19 protein-coding genes are annotated in these 18,745 nt (G+C 71.7%); 15 read left to right on the plus strand and 4 right to left on the minus strand.

The window, feature by feature from the left end:
• The first annotated feature begins 2 nt into the window (after positions 1-2).
• From AB0J40_RS35695 to AB0J40_RS35705, 3 genes are all read left to right on the plus strand, one after another.
• Positions 3-359, plus strand: coding sequence for a hypothetical protein (locus tag AB0J40_RS35695; protein ID WP_364462233.1), 357 nt, complete (start codon positions 3-5; stop codon positions 357-359).
• Positions 360-611: 252 nt separating this feature from the next.
• On the plus strand, positions 612-938 hold the full coding sequence (locus AB0J40_RS35700; RefSeq protein ID WP_364462236.1) for a WXG100 family type VII secretion target: 327 nt from the start codon (positions 612-614) through the stop codon (positions 936-938).
• Between the two features lie 61 nt (positions 939-999).
• Positions 1,000-1,293 carry a WXG100 family type VII secretion target gene (locus AB0J40_RS35705; RefSeq protein ID WP_364462239.1) on the plus strand — a complete coding sequence of 98 codons (294 nt, stop codon included), beginning with the start codon at positions 1,000-1,002 and terminating at the stop codon, positions 1,291-1,293.
• A gap of 87 nt (positions 1,294-1,380) precedes the next feature.
• On the opposite strand, the gene AB0J40_RS35710 is transcribed toward AB0J40_RS35705, so the two are convergent.
• Positions 1,381-2,097 carry a DUF4333 domain-containing protein gene (locus tag AB0J40_RS35710; RefSeq protein WP_364462242.1) on the minus strand — a complete coding sequence of 239 codons (717 nt, stop codon included), beginning with the start codon at positions 2,095-2,097 and terminating at the stop codon, positions 1,381-1,383.
• Between the two features lie 28 nt (positions 2,098-2,125).
• Complete coding sequence (locus AB0J40_RS35715) at positions 2,126-3,019, minus strand: hypothetical protein (protein ID WP_364462244.1); 894 nt, start codon at positions 3,017-3,019, stop codon at positions 2,126-2,128.
• Between the two features lie 261 nt (positions 3,020-3,280).
• Here AB0J40_RS35715 and rplM point away from each other — a divergent pair, with 261 nt between their 5' ends.
• From rplM to glmM, 3 genes are all read left to right on the plus strand, one after another.
• Positions 3,281-3,733, plus strand: coding sequence for a 50S ribosomal protein L13 (gene rplM / locus AB0J40_RS35720; protein ID WP_086679273.1), 453 nt, complete (start codon positions 3,281-3,283; stop codon positions 3,731-3,733).
• A 14-nt stretch (positions 3,734-3,747) separates the two neighbouring features.
• On the plus strand, positions 3,748-4,248 hold the full coding sequence (rpsI, locus tag AB0J40_RS35725; protein WP_004560139.1) for a 30S ribosomal protein S9: 501 nt from the start codon (positions 3,748-3,750) through the stop codon (positions 4,246-4,248).
• Positions 4,249-4,417: 169 nt separating this feature from the next.
• Positions 4,418-5,752 carry a phosphoglucosamine mutase gene (gene glmM, locus AB0J40_RS35730; protein ID WP_364462246.1) on the plus strand — a complete coding sequence of 445 codons (1,335 nt, stop codon included), beginning with the start codon at positions 4,418-4,420 and terminating at the stop codon, positions 5,750-5,752.
• On the opposite strand, the gene AB0J40_RS35735 is transcribed toward glmM, so the two are convergent.
• Positions 5,738-6,619, minus strand: coding sequence for a cytochrome P450 (locus AB0J40_RS35735; protein WP_364462248.1), 882 nt, complete (start codon positions 6,617-6,619; stop codon positions 5,738-5,740). The two genes, glmM and AB0J40_RS35735, sit on opposite strands and share 15 nt — an antisense overlap.
• 30 nt (positions 6,620-6,649) lie before the next feature.
• Here AB0J40_RS35735 and AB0J40_RS35740 point away from each other — a divergent pair, with 30 nt between their 5' ends.
• From AB0J40_RS35740 to AB0J40_RS35760, 5 genes are all read left to right on the plus strand, one after another.
• Complete coding sequence (locus AB0J40_RS35740) at positions 6,650-8,197, plus strand: fatty acyl-AMP ligase (protein WP_364462250.1); 1,548 nt, start codon at positions 6,650-6,652, stop codon at positions 8,195-8,197.
• On the plus strand, positions 8,190-8,450 hold the full coding sequence (locus AB0J40_RS35745; RefSeq protein ID WP_364462252.1) for an acyl carrier protein: 261 nt from the start codon (positions 8,190-8,192) through the stop codon (positions 8,448-8,450). Before AB0J40_RS35740 ends, AB0J40_RS35745 begins: the two co-directional genes overlap by 8 nt.
• Before the next feature lie 141 nt (positions 8,451-8,591).
• Positions 8,592-8,903: a hypothetical protein gene (locus AB0J40_RS35750; protein WP_364462255.1), complete on the plus strand. Its 312-nt coding sequence runs from the start codon at positions 8,592-8,594 to the stop codon at positions 8,901-8,903.
• Entirely contained in the window at positions 8,903-11,434 is a 2,532-nt protein-coding gene (locus tag AB0J40_RS35755; protein WP_364462258.1) for a hypothetical protein, read from the plus strand. Before AB0J40_RS35750 ends, AB0J40_RS35755 begins: the two co-directional genes overlap by 1 nt.
• A 19-nt stretch (positions 11,435-11,453) precedes the next feature.
• Complete coding sequence (locus AB0J40_RS35760; RefSeq protein WP_364462261.1) at positions 11,454-11,909, plus strand: hypothetical protein; 456 nt, start codon at positions 11,454-11,456, stop codon at positions 11,907-11,909.
• Between the two features lie 10 nt (positions 11,910-11,919).
• On the opposite strand, the gene AB0J40_RS35765 is transcribed toward AB0J40_RS35760, so the two are convergent.
• Positions 11,920-12,744 (minus strand): alpha/beta hydrolase, encoded by an 825-nt coding sequence (locus tag AB0J40_RS35765; RefSeq protein WP_364462264.1) that lies wholly within the window; start codon positions 12,742-12,744, stop codon positions 11,920-11,922.
• Positions 12,745-13,117: 373 nt separating this feature from the next.
• Between AB0J40_RS35765 and glmS the strand changes: the two genes are divergently transcribed.
• The 4 genes from glmS to xylB are packed head-to-tail and all read left to right on the plus strand — an operon-like array spanning position 13,118 to position 18,744.
• Positions 13,118-14,977, plus strand: a complete 1,860-nt coding sequence (gene glmS, locus AB0J40_RS35770; protein ID WP_364462266.1) for a glutamine--fructose-6-phosphate transaminase (isomerizing) — start codon at positions 13,118-13,120, stop codon at positions 14,975-14,977.
• A gap of 17 nt (positions 14,978-14,994) precedes the next feature.
• On the plus strand, positions 14,995-16,434 hold the full coding sequence (locus tag AB0J40_RS35775) for an NAD(P)H-hydrate dehydratase (protein WP_364462269.1): 1,440 nt from the start codon (positions 14,995-14,997) through the stop codon (positions 16,432-16,434).
• A 56-nt stretch (positions 16,435-16,490) separates the two neighbouring features.
• Positions 16,491-17,324, plus strand: a complete 834-nt coding sequence (locus AB0J40_RS35780) for a DeoR/GlpR family DNA-binding transcription regulator (protein ID WP_364462272.1) — start codon at positions 16,491-16,493, stop codon at positions 17,322-17,324.
• Positions 17,314-18,744, plus strand: coding sequence for a xylulokinase (gene xylB, locus AB0J40_RS35785; RefSeq protein ID WP_364462275.1), 1,431 nt, complete (start codon positions 17,314-17,316; stop codon positions 18,742-18,744). The genes AB0J40_RS35780 and xylB overlap by 11 nt, the downstream gene beginning before the upstream one ends.
• Position 18,745: the final 1 nt, after the last annotated feature.

Raw genomic sequence — 18,745 nt, forward strand, 5'->3', positions numbered from 1 at the left:
CGGTGCCGTCCGAAGAGTTCGACAGCGCCGCGGCGGCCTTCCGGCGCACCGGCGAAGACGCGGTGACGCACGCGCGCCGCGTGGCCGGGAACGCGAAGGCGCGCACCCACCGGCACCACAGCGAAAACGCCGAACTGCTGAAGCGCCACGGCCGCGGCGCGAAGTCCGGTGACCCGACGCCCGGCACGCTGCGCGCCGCCGCCGAACGGTTCCGCCGCGCCCGCGGGCTGGCGGTCCCGGCGGTTCCCGATCCCGCCGATTCGGTTCCTTCGCGTTCGCAATCCACCGCTCGCGCCCCTCGAACGGGTGACGAGGACGAAGACTTTTCCCAGATGCGAATCATGAAACGCGACGACTGAGCCGCGCCGCCGATTGCTGTGCGTGTGCTAACTCCGCTGGTGGAGAACACTTTTTCGGGTGACGCATCGCCGAGTCGGGGCGTTCGCGGAATACCCGCCGCGTCCGGTTCCCGGTGCGGGCGTTCACGCAAGCAACTACTTGCGGGCAAAGCACGACAAGGGGGAACCGGACATGGCAGGGTCTGCGTCGTAGGGCCGTACAACGAACAAGCTCGGTACGGACAACCAACACTCTTCGAAGGGGGTACCGGTATGAGCGCCGGAGCCGGATTCCAGGGAACAGTTCAGCAGTTCACCGAAGCCGAAGGCCGCGTCACCGAGGTGCGCGCCGGCATGGACAGCAACCTCGTCACGCTGCGCGACCGCATCGAGGCCACCCGCGCCGGCTGGCAGGGTGAAGCGCAGAAGGCGTTCGACAACGTCATGCGCCGCTTCGACGACGACGCCCGCCAGATGAACCAGGCGCTGCAGCGCATCGCGGAACTGCTCCGCGAGGCCGGTTCGAAGTACGAGCGTTCCGAGCAGCAGCAGCAGGAGATCCTCGCGGCCGTCAACAAGGGCTTCGACGCGCTCGGCTGAGCTCCACCCCTGAACTTTCTTTCCCGCCACCAAAACTTTCTCTGCACAGAAGGAGCACATCATGCCTGATGGCGCCGGCATTGTCGTCAATTACGCCACCATCCACGCGGCCGCCGAGGACTGCAACGCCACCGGTGGCGAGCTGCAGGCCGCTTTCGACCGCCTGAAGGACGACCTCAAGCCGCTGGTCACGACCTGGACCGGTTCCGCGAAGGAGCAGTACGACCAGGCCCAGCGCACCTGGGACCAGAAGTTCGAGGACCTCAAGCAGGTTCTGGCGCAGATCGCCGCCGCCCTGCCGGAGATCGCCAACGGCTACCAGGCGACGGACAACGCCGTCGAAGGCCTGTTCTGAGCCGCTGAGCCCGGAAACCACGGCGGGCCCGCACTTCGGTGCGGGGCCCGCCGTTTTCGTTTGCGCGGCAAGGAAACGCCGGCGCGCTCAGTGCGGCGCGCCGACCTCGTACTCGGGCCGGTCGTTGAGCACCCGCACCGTGACTTTCTTGTCCTGGCCGCCGATCTTCACCGTGCAGTCGAACGTCGTGCCGTTCTGGGCGGCTTCGTTCGCCGGGCACTGCGCGTTCGTCACGTCCGGCTCGCCGTAGCTCTCGTTGAGGACCTTGACCACACCGTCCTCAAGGGACTGTTGCTCGAGCACGTCGCCGCGGAACGCGCCCAGCAGCCACGCCGTCACTCCGCCGATGGCGAGCACCAGCACCGCGGCGCCGGCGATCAGCACCGGCTTCTTCGACTTCGGCTTCTTCTCCGGCTCCGCGGCGAACGCTCCGAGGCCGCCGTACTGCGCCGGCTGGAACCCGCCGCCGTACTGCTGCTGCGGAGCCGGCGGCGGGAACTGCGCGGGCTGACCCCCGCCCGGCGTGCCCGGCTGCTGCGGCGTCGGCTGGGACGGCGGCTGCCACGGGCCACTGGCCGGCTGGCCGGGCTGCCACGGTCCCGAGAACGACCCGGAACCCTGCTGCTGCCCGGGGTTCCACTGGCCGGTGTAGGACCCGGAGGTCGCGCCCGGGTCCGCGTTCTGCTGCCACTGCCCGGCGTGCGGGCCGGTCGCCTGCTGCTCCGGCCACCCCGCGGGCGGGCCGGCCGGGTTCTGGGGGTGCTGCGGTGGCTGCCACCACTGCGGGCCGGGCGGCTGGGTCATCGGAGATCACCTCGGGTCGGGGCGGTGGTCACTGGCCCTGCGCTTCGCCGAGCCGGCGGTAGAAGTCGTTCATCGCCGCCCGGTCGGGCAGCACCGTGATCTGCGACGCGTCCGGCAGCTTCGGCATGTCCTGCAGGCTCGCCCTGCCGGTGAACCGGAAGTCGTACTTGAGCTCGACGTTGTGGCCGTCGCCGGAGAACTTGGCGTCCATGACGAACGAGACCAGGCTGCCGTCCGGGTTCAGCGTGATCGTGCTCGGCACCATGGCCTTCTTCAGCTCCGGCCCGACCTGGTTCGTGATGCTGGGCGGCAGGATCTCGACCTTGTTCTTGACGAAGATCTCGAACGGCACGTTGACGGTCAGCGCGGTCTTCCCGTCGCCGAGGCTCTTCGCGCCGCGGACCGCGCGCTTGTCCGCCTTGTAGGCGTCCACGGTCGAGTCCGCCATCCGGCACGGGGTCAGCACCCCGCCCCAGACGCACGGCTGGACCAGGCCGGCCTCCGGCTTCGGCATCGAGACCCACGCCGTCGGCGAGACGCCCTTCTGGACGTACATGGGGCCGAGGTAGGTGTACTCGACCGCGCCGTCGGCGGGCGTGTACGTGTCGATGATCTCGTCCGGGTTCTTCTGCGACCGGTGCCGCACCGCCCGGCTCTCCGGGCTGCCGGTGCGCGCCGACGTCACGGTGCTGTGGATCCACTTGTCGTCGAACTTGAAGTAGGCGTCCAGCGAGTTGGTGACGTCGCGGGTGTCGGTGATGGCGTCGCCGAGCTTCCCGATGACCTGCTCGAACTTGGCGCCGACGTAGTCCGCCGCGTCGTCGCCCTTCGGCAGCGCGGTGCCGGCCTTCGCCGTGCCGCAGGCGCTGACCAGGGCCAGGATGGCGCCCAGGACGAAGATCGCCGTCGGTCGTCTGCTCATGCGCGTCCCCTGCTCGATGGTGCCGCCCGGATCGTCTCATCCTCGCGTGTCGGGGCGACGAGTGCAGGCACTTCGGCGGGAAAACCGGGTAGAGTCCGGCTGCGCCCGGGCCGGTCGGAGCCGAGTGGGGGCGCTTCAACCCACCCCCGATGCACGGGTACGGTGGGCGTGCGGGTATCTTTACATGTCGTTGTGCGCTGCGGCGCGTAAGCGCTAGGCCCGCACAGAACCCACACGCAATGTTGACGACGAGGTAGACCCTTGCCCACGTACAGCCCCAAGCCCGGCGATCTCACTCGTGCCTGGCACGTGATCGACGCCGAGGATGTCGTGCTCGGAAGGCTGGCGACCGAGGTCGCCACGCTGCTGCGCGGCAAGCACAAGCCGACCTACGCCCCGCACGTGGACACCGGTGACTTCGTCATCATCGTCAACGCCGAGAAGGTCGCGCTCACCGGTAACAAGCGCGAGCAGAAGTTCGCCTACCGGCACAGCGGTTACCCGGGCGGTCTGCGGAAGCGCTCGTTCGGCGAGCTGCTCGACACCAAGCCCGAGCACCTGGTCGAGAAGGTCGTCAAGGGCATGCTGCCGAAGAACAAGCTCGGCCGCGCCCAGGCGAAGAAGCTGAAGGTGTACGCCGGCCCGCAGCACCCGCACGCCGCGCAGCAGCCGCAGGCGCGCGAGATCACCAAGATCGCGCAGGTCGCGCAGTGAGTGAGGAACAGTCTGTGACCAGCACCGAGACCGAGACCCCCGAGGTCGTCGAGGCCACCGAGGCGACCGAGACCGGCGCCGTCGCGACCAGCGAGACCCCCGCCGCGCCGCGTCCGTCGCGTGCCGCCGGCGGCAACGCGCAGACCGTCGGCCGCCGCAAGGAAGCCGTCGTCCGCGTGCGGGTCGTCCCGGGTACCGGTGAGTTCAAGCTCAACGGCCGCACCCTCGAGGAGTACTTCCCGAACAAGGTGCACCAGCAGCTCATCCGCGAGCCGCTGGTCACGGTCGAGAAGCCGGACTCCTTCGACATCTTCGCCAACCTCAAGGGCGGCGGCGTCTCCGGCCAGGCCGGTGCGCTGCGCCTGGCGATCGCCCGCGCGCTCGTCGAGGTCGACGCCGACGACCGCCCGGCCCTCAAGAAGGCCGGCTTCCTGACCCGTGACGCGCGCGCCACGGAGCGGAAGAAGTACGGCCTCAAGAAGGCCCGCAAGGCCCCGCAGTACAGCAAGCGCTGATCGCGCCCCTGGCGCAACCCACCGGAGCGCCCATCCGTCCATCGGATGGGCGCTCCGGTGTTTTCAGGGGTGTTTCGCCGCCGCTGCCCGGAGCGACACTCCGGGGGTGGGGGAAGGCGGTCCGCCCACGTCGCTAGGTTGTCGTGGTCATCCACAAGGAGGTCGATCGATGGCACGCCTGTTCGGTACCGACGGGGTACGTGGCCTGGCCAACGCCGAGCTGACGCCGGAGCTGGCGCTCTCGCTGGCGGCCAGCGCAGCCCGCGTCCTCGCCGCGCACGACCGTTCGCACCGGCCGGTCGCGGTCGTCGGCCGCGACCCGCGCGCCAGCGGCGAGATGCTCGAGGCCGCGGTCGTCGCGGGCCTCACGTCCGCCGGGGCCGACGTCCTGCGCGTCGGCGTCCTGCCGACGCCCGCCGTCGCCTACCTGGTCGGCTCGCTCGAGGCCGACCTCGGCGTGATGATCTCCGCGTCGCACAACCCGATGCCGGACAACGGCATCAAGCTCTTCGCCGCGGGCGGGCACAAGCTCCCCGACGGCATCGAGGACGAGATCGAGGCCGGCCTGTCCGCCGACGCCGTCCGCCCGACCGGCATCGGCGTGGGCCGCGTCCACGACGTCGACGACGCCCTCGACCGCTACGCCACCCACCTGCTCGGCGCGACGCCGCACTCGCTCGCCGGGCTGAAGGTCGTCGTCGACTGCGCGAACGGCGCGTCGTCGGCCGCCGCCCCCGAGGTCTACCGCCGCGCCGGCGCCGAGGTCGTCGCGCTGCACGCGGAGCCCGACGGCATCAACATCAACGAGCACTGCGGCTCGAACCACCCCGAGAAGCTGCGTGAGGCGGTCGTCGCGCACGGCGCCGACCTGGGCATCGCCCACGACGGCGACGCCGACCGCTGCGTGGCCGTCGACTCCGCGGGCGAGCTCGTGGACGGCGACCAGATCATGGCCGTGCTGGCCCTCGCGCTGGCCGAGTCCGGCGAGCTGGTGAAGGACACGCTGGTCGCGACCGTGATGAGCAACCTCGGCCTGCACCTGGCGATGAAGGCCCACGGCGTGAACGTCGTCACGACGGCGGTGGGCGACCGGTACGTCCTCGAGGAGCTGCGCGCGAGCGGCTACGCGCTCGGCGGCGAGCAGTCCGGCCACGTCGTGCTGCCGGCCCACGCGACCACGGGCGACGGCCTGCTGACCGCGTTGCGGCTGATGAGCCGCATGGCGGAGACGGGCAAGTCGCTGGAAGACCTGGCCGCGGTGATGAACCGGCTGCCGCAGGTCCTGGTGAACGTCCCGGTCGCGGACAAGGCTGCGGTCGCCGACTCGTCGGAGGTCCGCGACGCCGTCGGCGCGGTCGAGGCCGAGCTCGGCGAGGAGGGCCGGGTGCTGCTGCGCCCGTCCGGCACCGAGCAGCTGGTCCGCGTGATGGTCGAGGCCCCGGCGCAGTCGACGGCCCAAGCCGCGGCCGATCGCCTGGCCGGCGTGGTCTCAGCGGTTTCCTGACCGGGTGACCACGGCCTTCGCCAGGCCGTGGAACACCGGGTGGGTCTTCCACTCCACTTCGCCGACCTCACAACCGCCGTCGAGGTGCTCGGCCAACGCCGTGAGCGCGGCCTCGCCCTCGGCCAGCGCGACTCCCGACCCCGGGCACGCGTGCCGCCCGAGCCCGAACGGGAGACCGTCGGCCAGCGACACGGCCACCGGCCCCTCCGGCCCGAACCGCAGGACGTACCGGGCCGGGCAGACCGACGTCACCAGCTCACGCACACTCCGCGGCCCTGACGTCGCCAGTTCCAGCCCGGCGCACGCGAGGAAGTTCAGCGAGTTCTCGTAGGCCGCGTGCGCCAGCACCACGGCGTTGAGCGCCAGCTCGTCCTCGTCGAGCCGGCCCGCCGCGTGGGCCTCCCGCAACGCCGTCAAGCCGCCCGGCCCGGCCGGCGCCCGGCTGAGCTGCACCGCGAGCCGGAACGCCGCCGCCTGGCCGGCCCGGTCCGCGCCGCCGAAGACGTCGAGGTTCGCCGTCGTCGCCTCCAGGCGGTCCAGGAAGGCGTCGTCCAGCTCGACGCCGAGCACCGCCGACGTCACCAGCCCCGCCACCGGCCGCGCGAAGCCGCGCACCAGGTCGAACGATGACCCCAGACCGCCGACCACGGCCTCGATCCCGGCGACCACCGGCGCGGGCAGCGGCTCCAGCCCGGCGATGATCTCCCGCAGCACCCCGCGGACGCGGGTGTGGCCGTCGCCGTCGCGCAGCAGGACGCTCGGCGAACCGCCGCCCGGATCCGACGTCAGCTCGGGGGAGCGCAGGGCCCGCGCGCAGGCGTCGCGGCCGGCGACCACGCCGATCCCGTGCCGCTCGAAGTCGTCCATCGCTTCGACACGGTAGGGCAGGATGAGCGCGTGCCGCCCGCAGACGTCCCGGAAGAGGTCCTGACCACCCCGTTCACGGACTACCTGCTCCGCAACGCCGCCGACGACCGGCCCGCGTTCACCTGCCGCACCTTCCCCGGCCCCGCCGACCACACCCTGACCTGGCCGCAGGTGCTCGCGCGCGTCCGCGGGGTCGCCCGCGAGCTGCGGCGCCGCACGCGGCCGGGCGACCGGGTGGCGATCGTCGCCCGGCAGGACCTCGGCTACGTCGTCGCGTTCCTCGGCACGCTCTACGCGGGGCGCATCGCGGTGCCGCTGTCCGTCCCGACCGGCCGCACCGGCCGCGCCCGGATCGAGTCGGCCTTCGCCGACGCCACCCCGACGGCCTGCCTGACCTCGAAGGACCTCCTGGACAAGCTGCCGCCGGTCGCCGCACTGGCCGTCGAGGACATCGAGCCGGACGACACCGAGCCGCCCGCCGAAGTGGCGATGGGCGACCCGGCGTACCTGCAGTACACGTCGGGCTCGACGAGCCGCCCGGCCGGCGCGGTGATCTCGCACCGCGCGCTCGTGGCCGCCTGCTGGCAGACGACGCGGTGCTACCACGCCGACGCCTCGACCCACCTCGCCGGCTGGGTGCCGTTCTTCCACGACATGGGCCTGGTCCTGCTCATCGGCACGCCGGTGTTCCTCGGCGCGCGTTCGGTGTTCTTCACGCCGATGGAGTTCGTCCGCGACCCGCTGCGCTGGATCCGGCTGCTCGCCGAGCATCCCGGCGCGGTCACCGCCGCGCCGAACTTCGCCTTCGACCTGACCGCGGAGGCCGTGGGCGAGCTGGCAGACGCCGACCTTTCGCACGTCAACTCCGTGCTCAACGGCAGCGAGCCGATCCGCGCGGCCAGCCTCGACGCCTTCCACCGCGCCTTCGCGCCCTTCGGACTGCCGCGCACTTCGCTCAAGCCGTGCTACGGCCTGGCCGAGGCGACGGTGTTCGTCGCGAGCGCGGGCGACGAGGGCCCGACGGTCACGACGTTCGACGGCGGCGAGCCGCGGGTGTCGGTGGGGCGGCCGTACGGCCAGCGGATCCGCATTGTCGACAAAGAGATCCAGGTGTCCGGGTCCAATGTCGCCGACGGCTACTGGGGGCGGCCGGACCGCGGGGACACCTTCACCGCGGACGGCTGGCTCCGCACCGGCGACCTCGGGTTCGTCCACGATGGACAGCTGTACGTCACCGGGCGGCTGAAGGACCTGATCATCGTCGACGGCCGCAACCACCACCCGCAGGACATCGAGGCCACCGTCGAGGCCGCCCACCCCGCCATCCGGCCGGCGCGCGTCGCCGCGTTCGCCGTGCGGGACGGCGGCGGCGAGGGCGTCGCGGTGGTGGCCGGCTGCACGGCGCCCGGCGAAGACGTCGAGACGGCCGTGCGGCGAGCCGTGTCCGCGGGCCACGACCTGCCGCTGCGCGCACTGTGGCTGGTGCCGCCGGGCGCGGTGCCGCGGACCTCCAGCGGCAAGGTGTCCCGCGCCGCGGCCCGCGACCGGTGGTGGGGCGAGAATGGGCGCCATGGATGACGCGGGCACCTACGCCGACGAGATCCGCAAGATCGTCTGCACCGCGCTGGAGATCCCGCCGGAGCGGCTGACCGACACCACGCCGTTCGACGACATCGGCATGACGTCCCGGCAGCGCGTCCAGCTGCTCGCCCGGGTCGAGGTGCGCTACGGCGTGTCGGTCGACCTGGACGAGCTCGACCGGCTGGTGGACGTCCGCGGCGTCGCCGAAGTGATCTCCGAGGCGGTCGCCGCGCAGCGGCCCACCGCCTGAGTGCACTTCGGCGAAGCCCAGGTAGGCCGCTCGCCCGAACGCTAGACTCTGTGTGCATCTGCGACGGCACCGAACGGCGGCCGGGCGCGTCACAGTCCAGGAAACCGAGCGAGGACTGTGGGATCGAAGGGGGCAGCGACCATGCCAAACGGCTATGAAGCGAGTTCGGAGGCGATGACGCGGGCGCAGGTGCGCTTGGCGGACGCCGCGGACGACCCGGCGACCGAGGCGTCGAAGGTCGCGCCGACCGAGCTCGTGGCCGGGGACTTCGGCCGCGTGCACCAGGAGAGCTTCGGCAAGTACAAGTCCGGGATCGACCAGATCGGCGCCGGCATGACCGGGCTGTCGAACGCGCTGATGAACCTCAGCTCCGGGATCGGCACCGCGGGCTCCAAGTACAGCGCGCAGGAGCAGGACGCCGGCGCGCGGGCGAACGCGGCGGGGAGCAAGTAATGGCCGACTGGGCGGAAATCAAGAAGGTCCTCGACGACCCGAACGTCTCCATGGAAAAGAAGTCGGCGCTCATGGAGGCGTACGACGACAACACCTGGAACTTCAACGAAGAGGAAGAGAAGTACGCCAAGGAATACATCGACGGCTATTCCGACCGGACCTGGCTCGACGCGAAGACGCCGTCGATCGGTTCGGGTGAGGACGTCGACAACCGGCTGAAGGAAGCCCAGCAGGAAGCGGCGGCCAAGGGCAAGGAGCAGCAGGCCCAGACCGACCGCAAGAACCAGGCGAAGAAGAACCTCGACGGGATCGCGACCCCCACGCTGGGCGTCGGCGCGAAGACGTCGGACGAACTGCTCGACCAGGGCAACATCACGGTCGACTTCCTGGCCCTGTGGACCGACGACATCTGGAACAAGATCAAGGGCGGGTCGGGCCACATCGACTCGCAGAAGGACATCAAGGACAAGTTCCACGAGAACCGCGGCATCCAGTTCCAGAAGTTCCTCACCGAGGCCGACGACCTGAGCAAGGCCCACAAGGTCGTCGAGGACACGCTGACCAAGAGCGACACCGAGCTCCAGACCCTCTTCGGGGAGTGGAAGGGCAAGGGCGCGAACGCCGCGGAGATCAAGTACGACGAGACGGTCAAGCCGCACGCCCAGGAGCTGTCCAAGCAGATCGACGGGGCCGCGAAGCTGATCCCGCAGACCGTGACCCACGTCTTCGACGCCGTCAAGAAGAAGGTCGACGAGGTCCTGCAGCTGCACCGCACGACGATCGCCCAGGCCGACATCAACATGGCGCGTGACGTCCTCAAGATCGCCAACGGCGAGACCGAGGAGTTCGACGACTTCATGAAGGTCGCCGGCTGGGTCGACGCCGTCAACGCGAAGAACGGCAACCAGACCAACCTCGCCGAGCGGCTGCAGAACGACGACTGCGGCTTCAACGACGAGAACAAGGAGTACGGCCGCAACGTCTGCCGCTACTGGCGCGACGGCGCGTTCACGACCGAGTACCAGGGCCTGATCAACGCCTTCAACGGCTCGTGCAAGTCCGCCAAGGACACGATCGACCAGCAGTTCGGCGCGCTGGCGAAGTTCATGGACGGCTACCGCAACCAGCTCACCGAGCCCAAGAACGACCCCGGCAAGGGATCCGGCGACGGTGGCGGCGACACGCACCGCGGCAACACCGGCGGCGGCGACAACGGGGGCGGCGGCTCCACCGGCGGCGGCGGGTCCACGGGTGGCGGCGGCAGCACGGGCGGCGGGGGCAGCACGACGCCGTCGGCGAGCGAGCCGCCCAAGACCGACGACCCGGCCAAGCCCGAGGACGGCAAGAACCCGATCACCGGCAAGCCCCTCGAAGTCGACCCGGACACCGGCAAGCCGTACCCGATCGACCCGACGACCGGCGAGGCCATCAAGGACATGGACGACACCGACACGGTGTCGGTCAAGAAGGGCGACAACACGATCGAGATGTCCGAGCCCGACAAGGAGGGCAAGCAGGACATCTCCGTGGACGACGGCCACGGCCACAAGAAGGACTACCACCTCGACTGGGGTGACGACGACAAGGACAAGGCCGAGGCGGGCAAGGACGGCGCGAAGGACGGCGCCGGCTTCGGTCCCCAGGGCGCGCAGGCCGTGAAGGAGGGGCAGCCCTCCGCCGACGGCAGCTACAAGCCGGGCCCGGACGGCAAGATCCACATCCAGGACGGCAACCTCAAGATCACGGCCGAGCGGCCGGAGGGGCCGGACGGCCCGACGATCGTGACCGTCGACGACGGCAAGGGCGAGCCGACGACGTACACGCTCGACGAGAAGGACGACCCCAAGGCGAGCGACCTCAAGACCGACCCCGCCGCCACGACCGACAAGCCCGTCGGCGCGGACATCCGGCACGACCCCGGCGCCGAGCCGGCGGTGGCGAAGGACCCGGCGCCGGACCACCCCGACCCGGGCTTCACTCGGGGCGCGTCGAGCGAGGGCGGGTTCGTCGCCCCGGGTGGCCAGGACTTCTCGGGTGACTTCGGCGGCAGCGTCGGCGCGGAGCCGGCGGTGGCGACGGCCGACGCGGGTGCCGGTGGCGGCGACACCGCGGTGGCCGGCGGCGGCGACGCGACGACCACGGCGGGTGCGAGCGACTTCGGTTCGGCCGTCACCGGTGGCGGGTCCGCGGACTTCGCCGGCGCGGTATCGCTCGACCCGGGCGCGCAGACCGGCAGCGACACGTCGCTCCCCATGTCCGACGGCGGCGGGCTGGGCGCGACCCCGGTCGACGCGGGCGCGCACGCCGCGGCCGCGAGCTCGTCGAGCGGCATGAGCGGGATGTCCGGCATGGGCGGGATGGGCATGATGGGCGGCATGGGCGGCGCGCCCGGCGGTGGCGGCGGCGACCAGCAGCGCGGGCCCAGCCAGTACCGCGTCGAGGGCGGCGTCTTCGAGACGAGCGGCGCCAAGGGCCGGATCAGCGGCTCGCTCGACGACGAGGGTGACCGTTCGATCCGGTACGACCGGTGACCAGGGCTGAGGAGGGGCGATGACCAGCGCCGAAGACCGGTACCGCGCGGCGATCTCGACGATGGACGCCGCGGCGCGGGAGCAGGACGAGCAGCGCGGGCTGCGCGAACGCCGGGTCGCGGAAGCCGAGACGCAGGCCCGCGAGGGGCTGAAGAACGAGCTGGCCGCCGCGCAGAAGTACGCCGAGCACATGGACGAGCTCAACAAGCGCAAGCAGAGCGCGGGCGGCTGGGCGACGGAGAAGACGCTGGCCGACAAGGGCCGCGAGTCCCTGATGGAGTTCGGCGTCCAGGACGAGGAAGCCGACACCGGCTACACGGCCTACCCGACGCCGAGCTACGGGACGCCGGTCCAGGCCGCGCCGCCCGCGCCGGAGCCTCCCGCGCCACCGGCGCCGGAGCCGCCGAAGCGGGGCCGCCACGCGCGTCAGCCCGACGACGAGGACGACTTCTCCAGCACCAGCTGGCTGGTCTGACCCGCGCGCGTCAGTGCGCGGGTTCTTCCTCCCGCTCGATGGGGGCGCGCTTGACGTCCGCCTCGAGGAGGGGCCGGTACTTGTCGGTGCCGGTCAGGTGGGTGAGGAAGAACGCCGTGAACAGGGCGCGCGTGAGCTGCTGGGTCCTGCGGTGCGGCTTGCCGTGCATGATCAGCTGCGACCAGTGCTTGCCCTCGGTGACGCCCAGGTGGGTCGCCTTGCCGAGGGTGCGCAGCTGGACGTCTTCGCCGCCCCAGGCGTCGGTGATGGCCTCGGCGTGCCCGACCTTCGGGGCGACGAGGTCTTCCTCGGCGGCGAGGTGCAGGCCCGGAACGGTGATGGCCTTGGCGGCCTCGGTGGCGGGCGGCATCGTCTGAGCGGCGGTGATGGTGGCGACGGCCTTGATCCGGGGCTTGTCGGCTCGGGCGTCCTGAGCCGCGGCGAGGACGGCGGAGCCACCCCCGGTGGAGTGCCCGGCGAGGCCGAGCTTGCCGGGGTCGACGCTGATGCCGTCCGGCCCGAGCCGCACGGTGGTGACGACGTCGAGGGTGGTCAGCAGATCGGCGGCGAGCAACCGGTGCGAGGGCAGGGGCCCTTTTTGCGTGGCCGGCGCGGCGGCGACGATGCCCCAGCTGGCGAGGTGGTGCAGCAGCTGCCGGTACCGATCGGGCGGCTGCAGCCACCCGTGCCCGAAGGCAAGGGCGGGCAACCCGAGCCCGGAGCGAGGTGTGTAGACAACACCGGGCAGCCCGACCAGGGCGAGGTTGCCCCGCAGGACCTCGTGCGGACCGGGGTGCGTCAACTCCGCGAGCAGCTGCTTGGGCTTGCTGGCCATGGCCGGAACCCTACTGTGCGAGGGCAAGAGCGGCTCGCCCGCCGCACCGACGCGCCGCAACGGTGAGCTGCCCCGAAGTCAGGAGACCGGCGGCCGGAGAGCAGAAAAGGGCACCCGGCCACCCAGACCGCCCCGCAACCCCGATCCGAAGCCAGAACACGGACGGCAGTGCCGGGTCAAGGCACGCTTTCCCGCCTTGACGCGGTGCTGCCGTCCGTAGTCACAATCGGGCATCGGGGTGGCGGGTAGATAAGCGAGCCACGTGTGGGTGACGCGGCATTGGTCCGGACCACCACGCCAGTGATATCCGCAGGTCAACCCCGGTATCCAGACCCCGTCAACCGGCCGAACATCCCTCGTTAGGCTGGTGAGCGTGTGTGGAATCGTGGGATATGTCGGGCACCGCCCGGCTCTGGACGTCGTCCTCGGCGGGCTCCGGCGCATGGAGTACCGCGGTTACGACTCGGCCGGCATCGCCGTGCTGGACGGTGGCGAACTGACCGTCGAGCGCAAGGCGGGCCGCCTGGCCAACCTGGAAGCCGAGCTCGACAAGGTCGGCCGGGACACCTTCACCGGGACCGCCGGCATGGGCCACACCCGCTGGGCCACCCACGGCGCGCCGATCGACCGGAACTCGCACCCGCACCGGGACGCGACCCAGCGCGTCGCCGTCGTGCACAACGGCATCATCGAAAACTTCGCCACGCTCCGCGCCGAGCTGGAATCCGACGGCGTCGAGATGGCCAGCGACACCGACAGCGAGACCGCCGCCCACCTCGTCGCGCGCGCCTACGCCGAAGGCGACACCAAGGGTGACCTCGCCGCGAGCGTCGCCGCCGTCTGCCGGCGGCTCGAAGGCGCCTTCACCCTCGTCGTGACGCACGCCGACCAGCCGGACACCATCGTCGCCGCGCGGCGGTCGTCGCCGCTGGTCGTCGGCGTGGGCGACGGTGAGCACTTCGTCGCCTCGGACGTCGCCGCCTTCATCGAGCACACCCGGGAGGCCGTCGAACTGGGCCAGGACCAGCTCGTCGTCATCACCCGCGAGGGCTACGAGGTCACCGACTTCCACGGCGACGCCGCCCAGGCCAAGCCGTTCACCGTCGACTGGGACCTCTCCGCCGCCGAAAAGGGCGGCCACGAGTACTTCATGCTCAAGGAGATCGAGGAGCAGCCCGAGGCGCTGGCCAACACGCTGCGCGGCCACTTCGAGTCCGGCCGGATCATCCTCGACGAGCAGCGCATCTCCGACCAGGACCTCCGCGACGTCGACAAGGTCTTCGTCGTGGCCTGCGGGTCGGCCTACCACTCCGGCCTGGTCGCGAAGTACGCCATCGAACACTGGACGCGGCTGCCGGTCGAGGTCGAGCTGGCGTCGGAGTTCCGCTACCGCGACCCGGTGCTGGACCGCGACACGCTCGTCGTCGCCGTGTCCCAGTCCGGCGAGACGGCCGACACACTCGAAGCCGTCCGGCACGCGCGCGAGCAGAAGGCGCGCGTCCTCGCCGTCTGCAACACCAACGGCGCGCAGATCCCGCGCGAGTCCGACGCCGTCCTCTACACCCACGCCGGGCCCGAGATCGGGGTCGCCTCGACCAAGGCGTTCCTCGCCCAGATCGCGGCGAACTACCTCGTCGGCCTGGCGCTGGCGCAGGCCCGCGGCACGAAGTACCCGGACGAGGTCGCCCGCGAGTTCGCCGAGCTGGAGGCCATGCCCGCGGCCGTCCAAAAGGTACTGTCCACTGTGGAGCAGACCCGCGACCTCGGCCGGCGCATCGCCGACTCGCGGGCGGTGCTGTTCCTCGGCCGTCACGTCGGCTTCCCGGTCGCCCTCGAGGGTGCGCTGAAGCTCAAGGAACTCGCGTACATGCACGCCGAGGGGTTCGCCGCCGGCGAGCTGAAGCACGGCCCGATCGCGCTCATCGAAGAGGGCCTGCCGGTCGTCGTCGTGATGCCGTCGCCCAAGGGCCGCGCGGTGCTGCACTCGAAGCTCGTGTCGAACATCAGCGAGATCCAGGCGCGCGGTGCCCGCACGATCGTGATCGCCGAAGAGGGCGACGAGACCGTCCGGCCGTTCGCCGACGAGCTCATCGAGGTCCCCGCGGTGCCGACGCTGCTGCAGCCGCTGGTATCCACGGTGCCGCTGCAGGTCCTGGCCGCGGAGATCGCCCGCGCCCGCGGGTACGACGTCGACAAGCCGCGTAACCTGGCGAAGTCCGTCACAGTCGAGTAATCGCGGGAGGCCCCGCCGTGCAGGGAATCTGGACCACGGAACGGATTCGCGAGGCGGAGGGGCGGGCGTTCGCCGTCACACCGGACGGCGAGCTGATGCGGCGGGCGTCGTTCGCGCTCGCGGTGCACATCGCGGACTTCCTCGAAGACCACACCGGCGGCGTTTCCGGCCGCCGGGTCGTGCTGCTCGTCGGTTCCGGGGACAACGGCGGTGACGCCCTCTGGGCCGGAGCCTTCCTGCGCCGTCGTGGTGTGGCCGTCACGGCGATCCTGCTGAAGCCCGAGAAAGCCCACGCCAAGGGACTGGCGGCGCTCAAGCGGGCCGGTGGCCGTGCGGTGCCCGCCGCGGACGGTCCACAGTGGATCGCGAAGGCCGACGTCGTGGTCGACGGGATCGTCGGGATCTCCGGCAAAGGGGGACTGCGGCCGGACGCCGCGCGGCTGGTCGAGCTGGTCGAGGCGCCGATCGTCGCGGTCGACCTGCCCAGCGGCGTCGACCCGGACACCGGCGCGGTCGACGGCCCCGCGGTCACGGCGGCCAAGACCGTCACGTTCGGCGCGCTCAAGCCGGTGCACGCGCTCGCGCCCGCCCACTGCGGCGAAGTCGTGCTGGTCGACATCGGCCTCGAACTCACCGACCCCGACCTGCGCCGGCTCGACATCGTCGACGTCGCCGCGGCCTGGCCGATCCCCGGCCCGGAGGACGACAAGTACAGCCAGGGCGTGGTCGGCATCGCGGCGGGCTCGGCGACGTACCCGGGCGCGGCGGTGCTGGCGGCGGGCTCGGCGGTCCGCGCGACGGCGGGCATGGTCCGCTACGCCGGCCACGCGGCCGACGTCGTGCGGGCGCAGTGGCCGGAGATCATCGCGACGGGGACGGTCGCCGACGCCGGCCGCGTCCAGGCGTGGGCGGTCGGTCCGGGCATCGGCACGGGCGCGGAGGGCCGCGACGTCCTGCGGTACGTCCTGGGCCAGGGCGTCCCGGTGTGCGCCGACGCCGACGCGACGACGATCATCGCGAAGTCCCCGGAGGTCCTGGACGCGCGCGACCCGGACACGCCGCTGGTGCTGACCCCGCACGCGGGCGAGTACGAGCGCCTGATGGGCCGCAAGCCGGGCGCCGACCGCGTGACGGCGGCGCGCGAAGCGGCGGCGAAGTACGACGCGGTGGTGCTGCTGAAGGGGCACGTCACGGTGATCGCGGCCCCGGACGGCCGGGTCGCGCTGAACAAACCGCACGGTGCGTGGCTGGCGACGGCGGGGTCGGGCGACGTCCTCTCCGGGCTGGTCGGGTCGCTGCTGGCGGCAGGCCTCGACCCGTGGCTGGCGGCGGCGATGGCGGCCCACGTGCACTCGCTCGCCGGGGCGATCGCGGCCCAGAACGCCCCGACGTCGGCGTCGGGCCTGGTCCACGCCATCCCGGAGGCCATCCGGTCGATCCGCTCTCTAACGTCCTGAGAAGAGTTATCGAGTTCTCTGTTAACTCCGGACGATAAATCTGGTAAGAATGCCGTGTGAGCGGCGGCACAGCACCCGGAGACCGGAAGACCCGGCCGTCCGATGCCGTCGTCGAACAGCGGCGGCAGGACATCCTCGACCACGTCATCGAGCACGGCGAAGCCCGCATCGACGACCTGACCAGCCGGTTCAAGGTCAGCCTGATGACCATGCACCGCGACCTCGACGACCTCGCCGAGCGCCGCCTCCTGCGCAAGCTGCGCGGCAAGGTCGAGGCCTACCCCGCGCTCACCATCGAGACCGCCGCCCGCTTCCGCGACACCCTCCACCACGGCGAGAAGGACGCTCTCGGCGAAGCCGCCGCGAAGCACGTCCAGCCCGGCCAGACCGTCTTCGTCGACGACTCCACGACGCTGCTCCCGCTGATCAAGCGCCTGGCCGAGATCGACGCCCTCACCGTCGTCACCAACTCGCTGCACGCCGCGCGCCTGCTGGGCCCGAAGAACGACGTCGTGCTCGCCGGCGGCCGGTACTCGCCCGAGTACGACTCCTGCGCCGGTCCCGAGGTCCTCAACCTGCTCGACTCGATCCGCGCCGACGTCTCGTTCGTCTCGGTCACCGCGGTCGCCGTCGGGCGGCTCTTCCACCCCGACCGCGACTACGCCGAGCTCAAGAAGGCCGCGCTCAAGGTCGCGAACCAGAACGTCCTCGTCGTCGACCACTCGAAGTTCGGCCGCACCGCCACCTACGCGCACGGCGACGTCGGCGACTACGACCTGCTGATCACGGGCCAAGCCACGCCCACCGAGGAGATCGAGGCCGCGCTCAACGCGGGCACCGCGATCGAGATCGTCGAACACGTCGCAGAGGGGCAGCCCTATGACAGCTGAGCTGGTCGCCGGCATCGACTCGTCCACGCAGTCGACCAAGGTCGTCGTGTGTGACGCCGAAACCGGCGAAATCGTCCGCACCGGCCGCGCGCCGCACCCCGAGGGCACGGAGGTCGACCCCGCCGCCTGGTGGGACGCCTTCCAGGAGGCCACCCGGGGCCTGCTCGACGACGTCAAGGCCATCGGCGTCGGCGGTCAGCAGCACGGCATGGTCACCCTCGACGAGGACGGCGAGGTCGTCCGGCCGGCGCTGCTGTGGAACGACACCCGCTCCGCCCGCGCGGCCCTCGACCTCGTCGACGAGCTCGGCGGGCCGTCCGTCTGGGCGAAGTCCGTCGGCTCGGTGCCGGTCGCCAGCTTCACCGTCACGAAGCTGCGCTGGCTGGCCGACAACGAGCCCGCGCTCGCCGACCGCGTCGCCCGCGTGCTGCTCCCGCACGACTGGCTGACCTGGAAGCTCACCGGTGGCGACCCGGTCACCGACCGCGGCGACGCCTCCGGCACCGGCTACTTCTCGCCGTCCGACAACGCCTACCGCCTCGACGTCCTGAGCCACGCCTTCGGCGGCCGGACGCCGGAGCTGCCCACCGTGCTCGGCCCGGCCGACGCCGCCGGCCACACCCCGGCGGGCGTGCTCGTCTCGGCGGGGACCGGCGACAACATGGCCGCCGCGCTCGGGCTCGAGCTGCGGCCCGGCGACGTCGTCGTCTCCCTCGGCACCAGCGGCACCGTGTTCGGCGTCGCCGAGAAGGGCGCGGCCGACGCGTCCGGCGAGGTCGCCGGGTTCGCCGACGCCACCGGCCGCTTCCTCCCACTGGCCTGCACGCTCAACGCCGCCCGCGTCCTCACCGCGACGGCGTCGATGCTCGGCGCGACGCTGAGCGAGTTCGACCGGCTGGCCCTGACCGCCGAACCGGGCTCCGGCGGCCTGACCTTCCTGCCCTACCTGGACGGCGAGCGCACCCCGAACCTCCCGGGCGCGACGGGCTCCCTGAGCGGGCTGACCAGGGACAACATGACCCCGCAGAACCTCGCGCGCAGCGCCGTCGAAGGCATGCTCTGCGGCCTCGCCGCCGGGCTGGACGCGGTGCGCGCGCACGGCCTCGACGTCGAGCGCGTGCTGCTGATCGGCGGCGGCGCGCAGTCGGCCGCCGTCCGCGCGGTGGCGCCGCTGGTGTTCGGCGTGCCCGTGCAGCTGCCCGAAGTCGCCGAGTACGTCGCCATCGGGGCGGCGCGCCAGGCGGCCTGGGCCTTGGCGTCCAGCGCGGAACCCCCGTCCTGGCAGAAGAACCAGAAGCTCCGGCTCGAGCTGGACGAGCCGACCGAGGCGCAGCGCGCCGAGGGCCACCGGATCCAGCAGCGCCACCTCGAAGCCCGCGAAGCGGCTTACGGGGTCCGGCGGAATCTCGGAGAGGACTGAC

Origin of the sequence: Amycolatopsis sp. NPDC049691, from assembly GCF_040675005.1 — a bacterium.
Classification (GTDB): domain Bacteria; phylum Actinomycetota; class Actinomycetes; order Mycobacteriales; family Pseudonocardiaceae; genus Amycolatopsis.

Excerpts from the sequence above, each read along its gene's own strand:
- AB0J40_RS35700 (WP_364462236.1), top strand. The coding sequence starts at position 612 with ATGAGCGCCGGAGCCGGATTCCAGGGAACAGTTCAGCAGTTCACCGAA.
- AB0J40_RS35705 (WP_364462239.1), top strand. The coding sequence starts at position 1,000 with ATGCCTGATGGCGCCGGCATTGTCGTCAATTACGCCACCATCCACGCG.
- AB0J40_RS35710 (WP_364462242.1), bottom strand. The coding sequence starts at position 2,097 with ATGACCCAGCCGCCCGGCCCGCAGTGGTGGCAGCCACCGCAGCACCCC.
- AB0J40_RS35715 (WP_364462244.1), bottom strand. The coding sequence starts at position 3,019 with ATGAGCAGACGACCGACGGCGATCTTCGTCCTGGGCGCCATCCTGGCC.
- glmM (WP_364462246.1), top strand. The coding sequence starts at position 4,418 with ATGGCACGCCTGTTCGGTACCGACGGGGTACGTGGCCTGGCCAACGCC.
- AB0J40_RS35735 (WP_364462248.1), bottom strand. The coding sequence starts at position 6,619 with ATGGACGACTTCGAGCGGCACGGGATCGGCGTGGTCGCCGGCCGCGAC.
- AB0J40_RS35745 (WP_364462252.1), top strand. The coding sequence starts at position 8,190 with ATGGATGACGCGGGCACCTACGCCGACGAGATCCGCAAGATCGTCTGC.
- AB0J40_RS35750 (WP_364462255.1), top strand. The coding sequence starts at position 8,592 with ATGCCAAACGGCTATGAAGCGAGTTCGGAGGCGATGACGCGGGCGCAG.
- AB0J40_RS35755 (WP_364462258.1), top strand. The coding sequence starts at position 8,903 with ATGGCCGACTGGGCGGAAATCAAGAAGGTCCTCGACGACCCGAACGTC.
- AB0J40_RS35760 (WP_364462261.1), top strand. The coding sequence starts at position 11,454 with ATGACCAGCGCCGAAGACCGGTACCGCGCGGCGATCTCGACGATGGAC.
- AB0J40_RS35765 (WP_364462264.1), bottom strand. The coding sequence starts at position 12,744 with ATGGCCAGCAAGCCCAAGCAGCTGCTCGCGGAGTTGACGCACCCCGGT.
- xylB (WP_364462275.1), top strand. The coding sequence starts at position 17,314 with ATGACAGCTGAGCTGGTCGCCGGCATCGACTCGTCCACGCAGTCGACC.